The sequence below is a fragment of the Pseudoalteromonas sp. GB56 genome (assembly GCF_054923835.1).
Map to the genome: position 1 here is coordinate 2,104,016 of NZ_JBPCHK010000001.1, position 14,417 is coordinate 2,118,432.

The 14,417-nt window shown below is 44.6% G+C and carries 10 protein-coding genes and 1 pseudogene; 3 read left to right on the top strand and 8 right to left on the bottom strand.

Annotated features, from left to right (window positions below):
* Positions 1-64: 64 nt before the first annotated feature.
* The 4 genes from ACH19P_RS10020 to ACH19P_RS10035 all read right to left on the bottom strand — a co-directional run bounded on the left by ACH19P_RS10020 (position 65) and on the right by ACH19P_RS10035 (position 4,208).
* On the bottom strand, positions 65-1,306 hold the full coding sequence (locus ACH19P_RS10020) for a lipoprotein-releasing ABC transporter permease subunit (RefSeq protein ID WP_462158420.1): 1,242 nt from the start codon (positions 1,304-1,306) through the stop codon (positions 65-67).
* The gene (lolD, locus tag ACH19P_RS10025) at positions 1,303-2,007 is read right to left on the bottom strand and encodes a lipoprotein-releasing ABC transporter ATP-binding protein LolD (protein ID WP_462158421.1); all 705 of its coding nucleotides are present in this window, start codon (positions 2,005-2,007) and stop codon (positions 1,303-1,305) included. The genes ACH19P_RS10020 and lolD overlap by 4 nt, the downstream gene beginning before the upstream one ends.
* Positions 2,000-3,208, bottom strand: coding sequence for an FtsX-like permease family protein (locus ACH19P_RS10030; protein WP_462159340.1), 1,209 nt, complete (start codon positions 3,206-3,208; stop codon positions 2,000-2,002). The genes lolD and ACH19P_RS10030 overlap by 8 nt, the downstream gene beginning before the upstream one ends.
* A gap of 103 nt (positions 3,209-3,311) precedes the next feature.
* Positions 3,312-4,208 carry a LysR substrate-binding domain-containing protein gene (locus ACH19P_RS10035; RefSeq protein WP_462158422.1) on the bottom strand — a complete coding sequence of 299 codons (897 nt, stop codon included), beginning with the start codon at positions 4,206-4,208 and terminating at the stop codon, positions 3,312-3,314.
* A 92-nt stretch (positions 4,209-4,300) separates the two neighbouring features.
* Here ACH19P_RS10035 and ACH19P_RS10040 point away from each other — a divergent pair, with 92 nt between their 5' ends.
* Complete coding sequence (locus ACH19P_RS10040) at positions 4,301-5,428, top strand: S-(hydroxymethyl)glutathione dehydrogenase/class III alcohol dehydrogenase (protein ID WP_462158423.1); 1,128 nt, start codon at positions 4,301-4,303, stop codon at positions 5,426-5,428.
* A gap of 9 nt (positions 5,429-5,437) precedes the next feature.
* On the top strand, positions 5,438-6,292 hold the full coding sequence (gene fghA, locus ACH19P_RS10045) for an S-formylglutathione hydrolase (protein ID WP_462158424.1): 855 nt from the start codon (positions 5,438-5,440) through the stop codon (positions 6,290-6,292).
* A gap of 159 nt (positions 6,293-6,451) precedes the next feature.
* Here the strand turns inward: fghA and ACH19P_RS10050 are convergent.
* Positions 6,452-7,971 (bottom strand): annotated as a pseudogene (locus tag ACH19P_RS10050) (BCCT family transporter).
* A gap of 155 nt (positions 7,972-8,126) precedes the next feature.
* A complete protein-coding gene (locus ACH19P_RS10055) occupies positions 8,127-10,022 on the bottom strand; it encodes a beta-ketoacyl synthase (protein WP_462159341.1) in 1,896 nt (631 codons plus the stop codon).
* A gap of 127 nt (positions 10,023-10,149) precedes the next feature.
* Here ACH19P_RS10055 and ACH19P_RS10060 point away from each other — a divergent pair, with 127 nt between their 5' ends.
* Positions 10,150-11,145, top strand: coding sequence for a GlxA family transcriptional regulator (locus ACH19P_RS10060; protein WP_462158425.1), 996 nt, complete (start codon positions 10,150-10,152; stop codon positions 11,143-11,145).
* Between the two features lie 25 nt (positions 11,146-11,170).
* Here the strand turns inward: ACH19P_RS10060 and ACH19P_RS10065 are convergent, their stop codons facing one another.
* Positions 11,171-12,550: a mechanosensitive ion channel family protein gene (locus tag ACH19P_RS10065; RefSeq protein WP_462158426.1), complete on the bottom strand. Its 1,380-nt coding sequence runs from the start codon at positions 12,548-12,550 to the stop codon at positions 11,171-11,173.
* Positions 12,551-12,986: 436 nt separating this feature from the next.
* Positions 12,987-14,324 carry a peptide-methionine (S)-S-oxide reductase MsrA gene (gene msrA, locus ACH19P_RS10070; RefSeq protein WP_462158427.1) on the bottom strand — a complete coding sequence of 446 codons (1,338 nt, stop codon included), beginning with the start codon at positions 14,322-14,324 and terminating at the stop codon, positions 12,987-12,989.
* Positions 14,325-14,417 lie beyond the last annotated feature (93 nt).

Genomic DNA, 14,417 nt, shown 5'->3' on the forward strand with positions numbered 1-14,417 from the left:
CGAAGATACGCCAACGCTTGCAAGGGGGCGTATCTTCGTTTTTATCGCTAATTATCTTAACGAGTTAATTTCCCAGTACTTTTGCTGGGTCAACTTTTGCAGCTTGCCACGCTGGGTAGATGGATGCCACAACAGTAATCGCCAATGTGATGGAAGAAACCCATATAACATCGTGCCATTGAATTTTTGAAGGCAAGAAATCAATAAAATACACGCCAGCCAGCTTATTTTGCCCGATAAGTGCACTCCACCAATCAAAAATATGGGTAATATTCATTGCTAAAAGCAAACCAAAAGCACTGCCAAGTATAATTGCAATAAGGGCTGACACTACACCTTGCAGTAAGAAGGTCTGCATTATAATAAAGTCCCCCGCCCCCATGGTTCTGAGGATGGCAATTGCGCTTTGTTTTTCCTTTACTTCCATAAACAGCGACGAAATGATGTTAAAACTGGCCACTGAAATAATCAAAAACACACTCAAGTACACGATAGTGCGTACCATTTGAATATCCTGATATAAACTGCCTTGCGTTCGCACCCAGCTATTCACATAGACATAGTCATCTAACGTGCGGCCTATTCGCATCGCCTCTGTATTGGCACTATAAACATCGTCAAGCGTGATACGTAATCCGGTTACTTGGTCTTCACGTAATTCAAATAGAGACTGCATATCATCCAAGCGCATGAATACCTGCTGTTTATCGAGCGGACCGTGACTGGTAATTAAACCGGCAAGTTTGCCACTATAGCGTACTGGTGCAGACAACCCTTTATCGATGTTATGCAAATCTGTCATCAATAGTGAAATTGTGTCTCCTACCTCAATATTGAGCTTGTTGGCGAGTTCAGCACCGACAATTACTTCACCCGACTTTAAACTGGTAAGGTCAAAATCAGCGATAAATTGATTAACAATGGAGACCTTGTTTTCCAAGTTAGGCTCAATGCCTCTCAGTTGCGCTGCTTCAAGTTGCCCCTTTGACTGCGCCATCGCATTCACGCCGATAAATGGCGCTGCGGCAGCGACATTGCTTTGCTGTTGCAAACGTTGTTGTTTAACTTGCCAATCATCGATGTAACCATCCGCACTCACATATTCAACATGAGGTACTAAGGCCAACAGTCTTTCTACCAGTTGCTGTTGAAAGCCGTTTACAACAGACAAAGCGACGATTAGTACTGCCACTCCCAGTAAAATCCCCAAACTCGAACTTTTGGCCATAAAGCCCATCAAGCCCGAGTTTCGTTGTGACTTACGAAAGCGCTGAGACAACAAATAACTGAGCTTGAACGCCTTCATGAAGCCATTTCTCCTTGTTGTTGAGGCGCAAGCAATACGCCCTCATCAAGTACCACTGTGCGCGTCAATTTGCTCGCTAACTCCAAATCGTGGGTCACGACAATAAAACTGGTGCCTAAATCATTTTGCAATTCCATGAGGAGCTCATAGATGCGCTGAGCGTTTGCTTTATCCAAATTTCCCGTTGGTTCATCAGCAAGCACTAAATCGGGTTCACCCACCACTGCACGAGCGATTGCAACACGTTGACGTTCACCACCGGACAATTTCGCTGGCTTATGTGACTCACGGTGCGACAAGCCGACTTTATCAAGCATGACTTTGGCTTTTTGTTTGGCAGTTTTAGCATCAACACCGGCAATCAGTAGTGGCATCGCGACGTTTTCTAATGCGGTGAACTCCATTAACAGGTGATGGAATTGATAGATAAAGCCGAGATGTTTATTTCTAAAAGCGGCTTGTTGCTTTCTGTCTAGTGTCGCAACGTCTTGCGAACATATTAGCACTTGCCCACTGGTTGGCTTATCCAGAGTGCCGAGGATATGCAGCAAGGTACTCTTACCCGAACCAGAGGACCCTACAACAGCAATACTTTCGCCTTTTTGAACATCCAATTGTACACCTTTTAATACTTCGACTTGTTCAGCTGCGTCTTGGTAGACTTTAACTAAATCCTGACAATGTAAAATCAAATTATTCATACCTTAAAACCTCTGCAGGACGCACTTCAGCTGCTTTTTTCGCTGGGTACAAAGTGGCAATAAAACTCATTAATATTGCACCAAGAATGATCATGCTTAATGTTGAAAAAGAAATTATAACGGGCAAAGATTGTTGTCCAAACAAGTTTAACCCCACTGCATGAAGGATTTCATTAAGGTTATAGACCACTACCAAAGCTAAAATTGAGCCAGTAATACTGCCTACCACGCCGTTATACATACCTTGCACCATAAATACACGGGCAACTTGGTTGTGATTCAAGCCCAAAGTTTGCAAAATGGCCACTTCACCCTGTTTTTCACGGACCATCATGGTCAACGATGACACGATGTTAAACACTGCTATGACAAATATCAGTCCAAGCAATAAACTCATAATACGCTTTTCCATCGCAACAGCTGAAAATAGACTCCCCTGGCTTTGTCGCCAATCAGTCACACCTTCTCTTTGTGAAGCATCGAGTCGATTGAGGACATCATCACTGACAAATGCATCATTGAGCATGACTTCTATGGGCGCCGCGTCTGCATCTTTGATTCTCATCACACGTTGCAATGACTCGCCAGACGTAAACATGGTGTACATGTCCAGCTCTGAACCACTGCGGTAAATCGCACTGACTGTGAACAACCGCTGCGCAGGAATACGCCCCATGGGCGTGTAAGTTGATACAGAAGGTACAGTGATGCGTAACGTATCACCCATTGCGACGCTAAGTGAACGTGCAAGATAGCGACTGATAGCAATTTGATATCGTTGTGCATAAATACTTTGCTCACTGCCAACTTCTATGTTGTCAGCAACACTTGTTGGAAGCGAGTCATAAGGTGCTTGCAGTAATATCCCTTGAATATCCTGAGCACTTTGCACGATCGTTTGTGCTTGATGATAACGCTTAATAGAGGTCACTTCTTTTTGTGCTCGAAGAGAGGATATCAACTGCTGCTGTTGTTGTTTGTCGCGTTCGCTCATTTCGAATTGAAGATGCGGGATCATCGACAACATGGAATTCTTTAGATTGCTCTCGAACCCACTCATCACAGAGATCACAGTAAACAGGGCTGTGATCCCCAATGCAATTCCCGCTATCGAAAAAAACGACACAAATGATACAAAGGCACTGCCTTTTGATAAGCGAGAATATCGAAGACCAATAAATAAACTGACAGGCTTATACATCAACGGCTTAACTAGTTTAATACAATTGCTCGATGCTAACATAGGTGATCGATAATGGGTATGCGTAGCCATACAAGACAAAGATTACATGGCTATTTTTTCGCTAATTGACGAGACCTTGAACCAATTGACCTTGAAGATTATCCGCTAAGTAATCTAATAACGTCTTGGTTGCATTGGCTTGATAGAGCTTTGCAGGTGTCACTGCCCAAATGGGTTCCTTGCGAATAGTAAAGGGCAATAACACTTCAGTAAGCTTACCTTGCTCAATCGCTGTACGCACGTAGTAGTCAGGTAATTGCACTAGGCCCAAACCTCGCATAGCTGCATCAGCCAACGCCCAGCCACTGTTGCAACGTAGCCGTGATTTGCCAATTTTCACGTGGCGTACACGTTGATTCTCTATAAAACGCCAATAGTCCGAATGCCCAAGTAAACAATGATGATGACTTAATTCACTGAGTGCATAGGGTACACCGTGCTCAGCTAAATACGTTTGGTTTGCACAAACGATGACGGCGCGCGACGCAAGTCTGCGAGCAGTTAAACTGGAATCGGGCATTTCGCCAATACGTATTGCCAAGTCAATATGTTCACCAATAAGGTCCAGTGTTTGGTTGGTCAGTGTCATAGAGACACTGACTTTAGGGTGCAAAGTCATAAACTCATGCACAAGTGGCATTATAAAGTGCTCACCAAACATCACAGGTGCAGTAATACGCAGTTGCCCACTAGGTTGAGCCTGTTGCTCCTTAAGCGCCCATTCCCCTTGCTCTAAAACGCTTTGCGCTTTTTTTGCGTGATGCAAAAGCAGTTCGCCTTGCTGTGTTAACACCACTTTACGGGTACTGCGGATAAACAATTGAGTATTGTAATACTCTTCTAATGCATTGATTGTTCTGCTGATATGAGCCACCGATGTACCAATTTGTTTGGCTGCTGCGGTAAAAGATTGCGCCTGCGCTGCCGCGATAAATTCAACCATTCCTTGCCAACGCATTATTACACCTGAGTAAAAGTCATTTAATTTGGGAAAAACTTTATCATATTGTGTAATAATTTCACCTCATTCGAAAACACGAGAACAAAAACATGGCAGAATTTATTAAATCAAAAGCCGCGATTGCTTGGGGTCCAAAACAACCACTTTCTATCGAAGAAGTGGATGTGATGATGCCAAAAGCCGGTGAAGTACTGGTCAAGATTCACGCGACTGGTGTTTGTCATACCGATGCTTTTACGCTATCAGGTGAAGACCCTGAAGGCATTTTCCCAGCAATTCTAGGCCATGAAGGTGGTGGCGTTGTCGAAGCGGTAGGTGAAGGTGTAACCAGTGTCGCCGTTGGCGACCATGTTATTCCACTTTACACACCTGAGTGTGGTGAATGTAAATTCTGTACATCGGGTAAAACCAACCTATGCCAGAAAATTCGTGAAACCCAAGGCAAAGGTTTGATGCCAGATGGCACAACACGTTTCTACAAAGACGGTCAGCCAATCTATCACTACATGGGCACGTCTACTTTTTCTGAATACACGGTATTACCAGAAATATCACTGGCTAAAGTGAATAAAGAAGCACCGCTTGAAGAAGTGTGTTTACTTGGTTGTGGTGTTACCACAGGCATGGGCGCTGTGTTAAATACTGCAAAGGTGCAACCTGGCGATAGCGTGGCCATTTTTGGTTTGGGGGGTATCGGCCTGTCTGCAATTATTGGTGCGAAAATGGCCGGTGCTGGTCGCATCATAGGTATTGATATCAATGAGAGTAAATTTGAGTTGGCTAAAAAGCTCGGCGCAACGGATCTGATCAACTCCAATGACTACGACAAACCAATCCAAGAAGTGATTGTCGAAATGACCGATGGCGGCGTGGATTACTCTTTTGAGTGTATTGGTAATGTTAATGTTATGCGCAGTGCCCTTGAATGTTGTCATAAAGGCTGGGGCGAATCGGTGATCATCGGTGTTGCCGGTGCAGGCCAAGAAATTTCCACTAGACCGTTCCAATTGGTAACAGGCCGTGTTTGGCGAGGTACTGCCTTCGGTGGCGTTAAAGGTCGCTCAGAGTTGCCTGAAATTGTTGAGCGTTACCTTAATAATGAGTTTGCGCTTAATGATTTTATTACCCACACCATGGGACTGGAAGACATCAATGAAGCCTTCGAATTGATGCACTCTGGTAAAAGTATTCGCAGCGTCATCCACTACAACAAGTAAGGGAAAGTTATGAGCTTAGAGTTACTCAGTAACAACAAGGTTCATGGCGGTTGGCATAAACGTTATTCACACTCTTCGAGTGTGAATAATTGCGACATGACGTTCGCAATTTATCTCCCGCCAGGTGTAGATGAAAATAGTAAAGCGCCTGTGCTTTACTGGCTGTCAGGTCTCACCTGCACAGATGAAAATTTTATGCAAAAAGCAGGAGCCTTTAAAGCGGCGGCTGAACTTGGACTCATCATTGTTGCACCGGACACTAGCCCACGCGGGGACGATGTCGCAGATGACCCGCTAGGGAGTTATGACTTTGGCCTAGGTGCGGGCTTTTATGTCAATGCGACTCAAGCACCCTATGCAAAGCATTACCAAATGTACGACTATGTGTGTTCTGAATTGCCTGCGTTGATCAATGAACACTTCCCTACGAATGGCAAACAAGCAATCAGCGGACACTCCATGGGCGGTCACGGTGCGTTAGTCTTAGGCTTACGCAATCCGCATGTTTACGCCAGCATCAGTGCCTTTGCTCCTATTGGTAACCCCATTAATTGTCCTTGGGGACAAAAGGCACTAACGGGCTATTTAGGTGACGATAAAGAATCGTGGGCACAATACGACAGTTGCATGTTGTTAAAAAACATTAACGAACCTAATTGTCCAGAAATTTTAGTGAGCCAGGGGTTAGCGGATAACTTCTTAGAAGAACAATTGCTTTTACCAAGCCTAAAAGAAGCGCTTGAATCAGCGTCAGTGAGTGCAACCGTGAAAGAACATGCGGGATATGATCATAGCTACTTTTTTATCAGTAGCTTCATTGATCAACATCTTGCCTTTCATGCGCGCGCGCTACGCGCTAAATAAATAACACATTCCCACAGGGCATGTTGATCTCTGTTGTGTAATTTTTCGGCAGCCCACTGGGGATATTAGCAAGGCAAAACTTACATCGTGACGTTAAGTTAGTCAGGTGATAACGCAGCAAATATCCCCCAATAGGACAGTCTAAACGGTCAACACGCCCTATTCGTTTGCTGCATTTTCTTCATTATCCTGTAGTAATTCTTTACTCAAGGCTTTAATAAAGCCAACCACTTGCCAAATAAAAATAAAGGCGAAAGGGAGAGCCCCTATGACAGCAATATTGCGATTGAGCTTTTCATCCGCGATAACAACTAGACCCAAACTAAACAACGCCATTGTAACTGACCACACTATTAAAGAACGTTTTCGTGACAAGGTTCCGCACAATTGACGTATAACCAATAAGGCTGAGTCTGCACTCGTCGCAACGAACACCACGAGCAAGAAAAAACTCAACCACGTCAGGATATGTCCCATCCATCCAAGTTGGTTAAAGAAGATGAATACGCCTTTGGTGTAATCTTCATTCACCGCTGTGATAACATTAGCATGCGCAAGATTGTCCAGTGCTAACGCCGAACCACCTAGCACACTAAACCACACTAAGCTCATTAAGCTTGGGACGAAAACGACCCCTAAAATGTATTGCCACAACGGCCGCCCTTTTGAAATACGCGCTAAAAATACGCCAACAAATGGGCCCCAAGCAAGCCACCAAAAATAGTAATTGTACGTCCATATGTTCGCCCACTGTGGGTCCTTCAACTGCGTTTCGAGTTGCCAGCCTCCAGAGACAACAAGCAGCGCATAGTCTTTTAACGCCACAAATATTGTTTCAAGAATGGGCGCTATAGGAACCACTAAAAGCACCAGTACCAGCATCACAAATGCAAGATACACATTGATAATACTCAAGGTCTGTATCCCTCGGTGTAAACCAAGTTGGGAAGACAAAAAATAAATCAACGTAATAGCCACCAGCACAAACACACCAATAGAGACTGAGTCGATCTCAAAACCCATATCGGTTAGGGTCATTTGTGCACCGTTATTAAGCAACATGCTGGCGTTAGCTATGGTTCCAACAACGCCAAAAAAAATGGCAATAATGGCAACGAGGTAGATAGTCTTTTTGAGCGGTGAATGCAATCGCGCTTGTAGTCTGGATGGCAGTGCAAAAAGAGCTGGTGCACTGATATCATCGGTTGTAACGAGCGCTTTGGTAACACCGCCTAGCAATAAACCGAAAGCGCCGTATAAGGCCCATGCATGAATTCCCCAATTGAGCATGGTCAACGCAATTGACGCCCCTATTTTGTCTGGATACAGTCCGTGTTTGAGAGGTTGTTCGATACTATGTATTACGGGCTCAGCAACTCCCAAAAAACAAGACCTGACCCCATTCCCGCTGCAAATAACATCGCCAACCAACCAAACGTTGAAAACTCAATTTTGGCGTGTTGTCCTCCCATTTTCTTTTTCGCAAGTGGACTCAAGCACAACAGTAACAATGCCAACAAAATAAAATTTATAAATACGAAAAAGCCACCGCCAAGCGTCGAAATAACTGCTTGTACGCTCGGTTGAACTGTATTTTTGAGCGCGCTCGGCCAAAGTAACGCCAGCGATGCAATAGCGATACAGATGATAAGAGCACGGCGCTCCAATGGAAGTTTCACAAAATGTTCTTATTTTAGGGAAAACGCGTAGTGTAACCAACAAGAACCTGCTTAAGCAAATACTCTTTGCCAAGGTTACATGAAGTTAGAATCAGTGGCAGTGCCAGTTGAGCGAAAACAAAACCGCTGAGATTATGTTCTCAGCGGTTTGGAGATTACTTCGTCATATCAGCAAACGGGTTATCAATATTCAGTGCAATGGGTTTATCAAAACCAGGGATCTGCATTTGCTGTGTATCAAATGCAATCGCACTCTCATCAATCAACCCCTCACCGAAGCGGTAAATAATATTGAATTGACCTTTTTGCGCATTTTCGAAGTACACGGCTTGTTGTTGTTTAGTGACTTCAAGCAATTGCGCGTGTTGGCAATTCGCTGCTTCACCATGACGGGCTTTAAGCATCTGCTTGGTTATGCTCGGGCTAAGCACTGGCGCTGTGGCGTTGTTACCACCGAAACCTTTGGAGTTAATAAATGCTACATCCTGAGGCTCACACGCTTGATGCGATAAGTTAATGTTAAGGCGGTCACTGTACACGTCATCAGCAACTTTATCGATGGTAGTGACGCCCGGCATAATGTTGTCTGAGAATACGCCAATTGCAAAGGCAAGTTGGTCGCCACTTGCTGGTGCGATAGTGTGACCAACAAATGCTTTTGGTGCAACAACAGGCCAATCCTTAATATCGTACGCAGCGGCAATGCGGTCATAAATCGCAGATTCAGTCACACGGTTTTGCGGTGTACTAGAACCATGGGCAAGAATAAACGAACGCTCTTTAATCGATTCGTCACCAACAATAGCCTGTGCCAAAGCCACTGCCTTTGCCATCGTGATGTAGTTACCCGGGCCAGGTGCAGTGATCGACTTTTTGAAGCCATCTGCATTGACATAGACATCCGGTACGCTGCCGAGAATGTCAGCCCCCAATTCAAGTGCCAACGCGTCATCCATCAAGATAGTGACTTGTGCACCTTCACCAATTGTGAAGCCGCAGTTTTCGCCAAATGGACGTGATGTACGGCGATAATCGACTTCGTCGCTGTTATCGAGCTTTTTCAAGTTGTCATCATTAGCAAGCGCACTCATGTTACCAAAACCTTCAATGATTTCTGGTTCTATGGCACATTCGCTCGACGCTACGATTGCGACACGAGTCCGGCCCGCTTTGATATCTTGAACCGCTGCACGCAAGTTATACAAGAATGTTGCACACGCACCTGAAGTCGTAAATGTTGTCCCGACGTTGCCTGTTACATAGGCATTAATGAAGTCAGTCGACATGGTATTAAGGCCCAGAGCAAGTTGTTTTGTGCTCACGCGCTCACCTAATAAGCGCGCTTTAAACAAACCACCTAGACCTTCACCGTTTACTTGGCCCGCAACCGACGCACTGTAAGTACCGATTTGGTCAGGCGCAACAGAGTTCATGACCTTTTGCCAATCTAAACCGCTGGCATGAATTGCATCACTTGCAGCAAAAATCGTCGCTTGTAAGCCACGAGGCTGGTAACGACTGTTGTAGAGCGCAGCAGGATCGAACCCTGTTGGAAATTGACCTGCTGCTTTAATTGGATTGTCACGGTATGCGTCATGTTTAATTTCAAACTCGCCGCAAATAGTGACTTCAACTTGGCCTTTTTCTAGCTCGGTAACTTCCCAATTACTTGGCAGCGGCACTGGCAATTGGCGTGCCTTAGTCACGAAGCTAATCGGCGCCCCAGCGTTTGCAGAGATTTTTTGTTGCCAGTGGGTAGCATCAACATCGAAGAAGGTTTTCTCAATACGGCGGATTAGTGTACCCGCTAGAATTTGCTCACCTAATTGCGCTTCAACGTTGTCAGCTGTGATCACCTCACCAGCGTCTGTGACTAACTGACCATCTGCATGTTTCACTAGATTCATTAAGCTTGCTAAACCAAGCAAAGTTTCTTGGCGAAGCTCGGTCGAAAGAGCATCTAAAACGACTCGACGGAAACCCTGATTAAACGATGTACGACCTGCGGCATTGATACCGCCCATTGCAACTATTACAGGTAATGCACTCATAAACCTTTGACTCATAGAAATGTTCGTTACGAAATTGGCCCTAGTGTAAGTGGAACCAAACAAGCACTTTATGCTTTAATGGCCACTAACTTGTTTATTTTGGCCAAAAGTAAGTGGTCGGATGTATATGAAAAAATTTAATGTATTAATTGCACTGTACCCGAACATGTTAGCCACCAGCTTGACGCTGCCGTTTGAAATGCTCAATGCTGGGTATGCCTTCGCCAAACGACATGTTGCAAATGCACCAGAGTTAAAGCTCAAACTAATGAGTCAAAACAACGAAGCCGTCAATGCCCACAGTGGCTTACCGTTTGTTTCAAACACAGGACTGAGCGCACTTGAACACTGTGATTTACTTATACTGCCGAGCCTTTGGCGAAATCCCCGCCCTGTAATTCGAGAGCAAAGAGCATTGATAGAAAAGCTGGCGCAGATTGATCCAAAACAATGCGCTTTGGTAGGTGTTGGAACAGGTAACTGTTTTTTGGCCGAAGCAAAATTATTAGACGGGCATCCCGCAACGACGCACTGGCACTATGCAAACCAATTTAAACGTGATTACCCCTTAGTAGAGTTAAAGCCGGAGTATTTTATAACCCAAGCAGAGGGCTTATATAGCGTTGCTAGTCTCAATGCCCTAGCCGATGTCATTGTCCACATCTTAGAAAATGTCTATGGTCGTGAATGTGCCTTACACGTACAACGTAACTTTTCTCACGAAGTAAGAAAACCCTACGAACAACAACGCTATTTAGAAGGCATGAATGAACGTCACCCGGATGAATTGATTGCGCAAATTCAATTTTGGATGAAGAACAATTTAAGTGATGAGTCTTCGATTGCAGATATCGCGTTGCAGTTTGACGTAGCCCAGCGTACCCTCACCCGCCGATTTAAAGAAGCTACGGGCTTAAGTCCCAATCAATATCGTCGCAAACTCAAGGTACAAGGCGCGCAAGACCTGCTCGCAAACTCCAATTTAAGTATTAACGATGTCGCATTCGAGCTTGGCTTTAATCATCAAAGCCAATTGAACAAACTGTTTGACCAACAATTAGGACAAAGCCCGAGTGAGTATCGGGCATTAGTGCGTAAAAAGTTGTTTGGCAGTGATACCTAATGCACGCCGATCAGCTAGTCATAGATTATTCATCAACTTTGCGCGCTGTATGGGCTTTTAGCGCTGACAATTCCTTGTCATTGAGTACCCTCACTTCCCTTTGCGGGAATGGAATTTCGATATTGTGTTCACGCAACGTTTCAAAAACCATGAGTAACAGATCGCCGCCTACGCGATTTTTACCATCGTCAACGCCATACATCCAAAACTCCACGAACATGTTGACACCAGAATCACCAAATGAGTCGATTTCACAATCTGGACGCTCTTCAAACGGGATATCGTCGCCACTTATTACCTGTGGATGTTCAGCAACGGCAGCACGGATAATGTCGCACATCGCACGGATATCGGTTTTATAAGCCACGCTGAAATCGATTCGATAACGCTGTTTCGGGTCTTTGTGGGTCCAGTTGGTCAGTAACGAATTGATGAACTTCTCATTCGGTACCAAAATATCTTTTCCGTCATAGGTTTCAAGCACGGTGTAACGCATCCTAAATTCGCGTACAAAGCCTTTGCTACCATCTTCAAGCTCAACAAAATCACCAATTGTGAGTGAATGGTCAAGCAGAATAATAATCCCAGATATGAAATTTGAGGCGATGGTTTGCAAGCCTAAACCCAAACCTACACCCAATGCACCACCGAATACCGCCAGCGCTGTAAGGTTAATGCCCATGATGTTGAGCAGTACCAAAAAGCCGATACAAAACAGAGCGACTTCAAACACTTTGGTGAAGACTTCTTTGGTCGTTACATCGAGGTTCTTATGATTGCGAATAAGATTACGCCCAACCATGCGAAAAGCTCTTCCAAGCCAAAAAAGGACGATGCCAAATACCAATACTCGGCCAATACCATAGAACGACACCTCAACATTGCCGATATTTATCGCCACGGTTTCTAACATCGCGATGATGTGCGGCAAAATCCCCACCAGATGCAAAAAAACCAAAGGTAATACCACCCAACGCATAAAGGCGATGAGATTTTCACCCTCAACAACCGCGCCGACCACGGTATTGAGAAAGACCAAAACAGCGATGATAAGTACGGTATTAATTAGCCATGTTTCGATGTCGTAACGTTCGCCTAGTAAGGTAGCCAAAGTTAAAAATGATATGGCCATCATCGGGAACACAACGTCTAAAAAACGATTAACGACTGATTGCAACGAATGAGCGCTATTCTCTGCAGATTCCTTGATAGGCGAGATCTTCCGCCGTAAACGGCTAGCGATGAGAAAGGAAAACAAATAGATGGAGGCGACAATGCTCAGCTGCATCACAAATTCCATACTCGTTAACGCACCCTGCGCTAACGCAAAATAGTCATTGAACATGGCCGTTAGAGATTCTTGAGATACATCTTTGATGGTCTCGGCGGAGCTAGTTACTGTCATATAAGTTCTGCTAAATACTGTGCATATACCTACTAACTATATAGCAATTATTGAGTTATAGAATGGCGATGTGATTACGTGGCTTTTTTGTGCATTGTTATTAGACGTATTTTTTACGCCAAATAGTACGCTGTAATGGGTCGTTGGCCGCCAACCAACCTTGACTGTATATTTATACAGTGCATTAAAAATAAGTAGAACATGTGGTGAAAAAGTGACTCAAGTGACTAGATAGCACCGGTTCATTAATCACACTGTGCGGCTTGTACTTGTCGATGATAGCTGATGACCCGTGTTCAAGAAATAATGAGACTGCGGTCGGGTTGCACCCGCGGTTGCACCCGCGGTTGCACCCGCGATTACACCATCGGGTAAAGCCACACGCTCAGGTATAAGCAACCCTTCCATATCGAAAAATAACAGAAAAAAATGGGCACTAAATAAACCGTGCCCTACACACCCACATTACCTTTTTAGCCCCCTTGTCTGCTTCATGACTCGCGTTAAAATCATCACGACCTACAAACTCTAATACCGTGGCATTAATACAATAGCGGGGTTTGCCACCAGGGCCTTCATTATCGAATACATGGCCAAGATGGATGCCAGATGACTTAGAACGAATCTCAACACGCTGCATTCCATAGCTGTTGTCCTTATGTCGGGTCACTTGGTTAGCAACAGGTTTTGTAAATGACAACCAACCTGTGCCAGAATTAAACCTGTCTCGAGTGTCGAATAATGGCGCGCCGGATAACTTATCTACAAACACACCATCTGGGGTATTTTTGAAAATTTCATACTGTTTACAAAAACGCCCATCGGTGCCTTTATTAAACGCCACTCTGTAGGCTTCTGAGTCACCGAGTTTAAAGGCCCCTAATGCTTGATAAAACAATGCAGGCTCCATGTAGCCTTGGTAACCGGCCACTTCTTTACCATTTTCTAAAAACAACACAGTGGGCGTAGCAAATGTTTGTGAGCTAATTTGCAGGCCATCTAGTTGCGAGGCGTAGCGCAGATGGACCGGCACTGTGCCTTGATAACTATTGAGTACGTCTTTTTTAAATTTCTCACAATAAGGACAATAGCCACGCGCATCTAACACCACAATGTGTTTGCCTGTTTTGATTGCATCATTATCAACCTTCTCGTCTTGGTTTTTAGCAAATCGCACGCCCGTTGAGTGATCTGGGCAATAACCATTCGGGTTCTTTTTCAAGTAATCTTGGTGATAGGTTTCAGCTAGGTGGAACTTTTCAAGCGGTTTAATTACGGTTGCAATTGTTCCATAACCTGCTTGTGTCAGTAACGTTTGATACTGTTCTTTCACTTTTCGCGCAGTGTGTTGTTGCTCATCACTGGTGGTGAGAATGACCGAGCGATATTGAGTGCCCTTATCGTTACCCTGGCGATTAATTTGCGTCGGATCATGCTGCTCAAAGTAAAACTGTAGAATATGCTCCGTACTTATTGCGTTCGCGTTGTAAGTGACTTTTACAACCTCTGCATAATTGTTGTCATCGAAACGCCGTTTACTGGCAATGATGTTTTTGTAGGTGGGTTTAAAACCGCGACCATCAGCATAACCCGCTTGTGCATTGAGTACGCCATCGAGGGCTTCAAAGCGCTTTTCTACCCCCCAAAAACACCCCGCGCCCAATACAATTTGTTGTGTGGCATCAGACATCTTGTTTGAATCGTCCGCGTTTTGGGCGTGAACCAATGTGCCCAACACTATAAAAATTACGCTTAAAAACAGCTTGTTAAACATAATAACCTCATTACACTAACGAAGAGAAAATGGACTACTCTAATACAGGTACGTATACCCGCTCTCTTTAGATGACCGTACAAACACACTATT

What these genes read in the sequence shown, in the direction of transcription:
- ACH19P_RS10020 (WP_462158420.1), bottom strand. Translation starts at nt 1,306, where the DNA reads ATGAAGGCGTTCAAGCTCAGTTATTTGTTGTCTCAGCGCTTTCGTAAG.
- lolD (WP_462158421.1), bottom strand. Translation starts at nt 2,007, where the DNA reads ATGAATAATTTGATTTTACATTGTCAGGATTTAGTTAAAGTCTACCAA.
- ACH19P_RS10030 (WP_462159340.1), bottom strand. Translation starts at nt 3,208, where the DNA reads ATGTATAAGCCTGTCAGTTTATTTATTGGTCTTCGATATTCTCGCTTA.
- ACH19P_RS10035 (WP_462158422.1), bottom strand. Translation starts at nt 4,208, where the DNA reads ATGCGTTGGCAAGGAATGGTTGAATTTATCGCGGCAGCGCAGGCGCAA.
- ACH19P_RS10040 (WP_462158423.1), top strand. Translation starts at nt 4,301, where the DNA reads ATGGCAGAATTTATTAAATCAAAAGCCGCGATTGCTTGGGGTCCAAAA.
- fghA (WP_462158424.1), top strand. Translation starts at nt 5,438, where the DNA reads ATGAGCTTAGAGTTACTCAGTAACAACAAGGTTCATGGCGGTTGGCAT.
- ACH19P_RS10055 (WP_462159341.1), bottom strand. Translation starts at nt 10,022, where the DNA reads ATGAGTGCATTACCTGTAATAGTTGCAATGGGCGGTATCAATGCCGCA.
- ACH19P_RS10060 (WP_462158425.1), top strand. Translation starts at nt 10,150, where the DNA reads ATGAAAAAATTTAATGTATTAATTGCACTGTACCCGAACATGTTAGCC.
- ACH19P_RS10065 (WP_462158426.1), bottom strand. Translation starts at nt 12,550, where the DNA reads ATGACAGTAACTAGCTCCGCCGAGACCATCAAAGATGTATCTCAAGAA.
- msrA (WP_462158427.1), bottom strand. Translation starts at nt 14,324, where the DNA reads ATGTTTAACAAGCTGTTTTTAAGCGTAATTTTTATAGTGTTGGGCACA.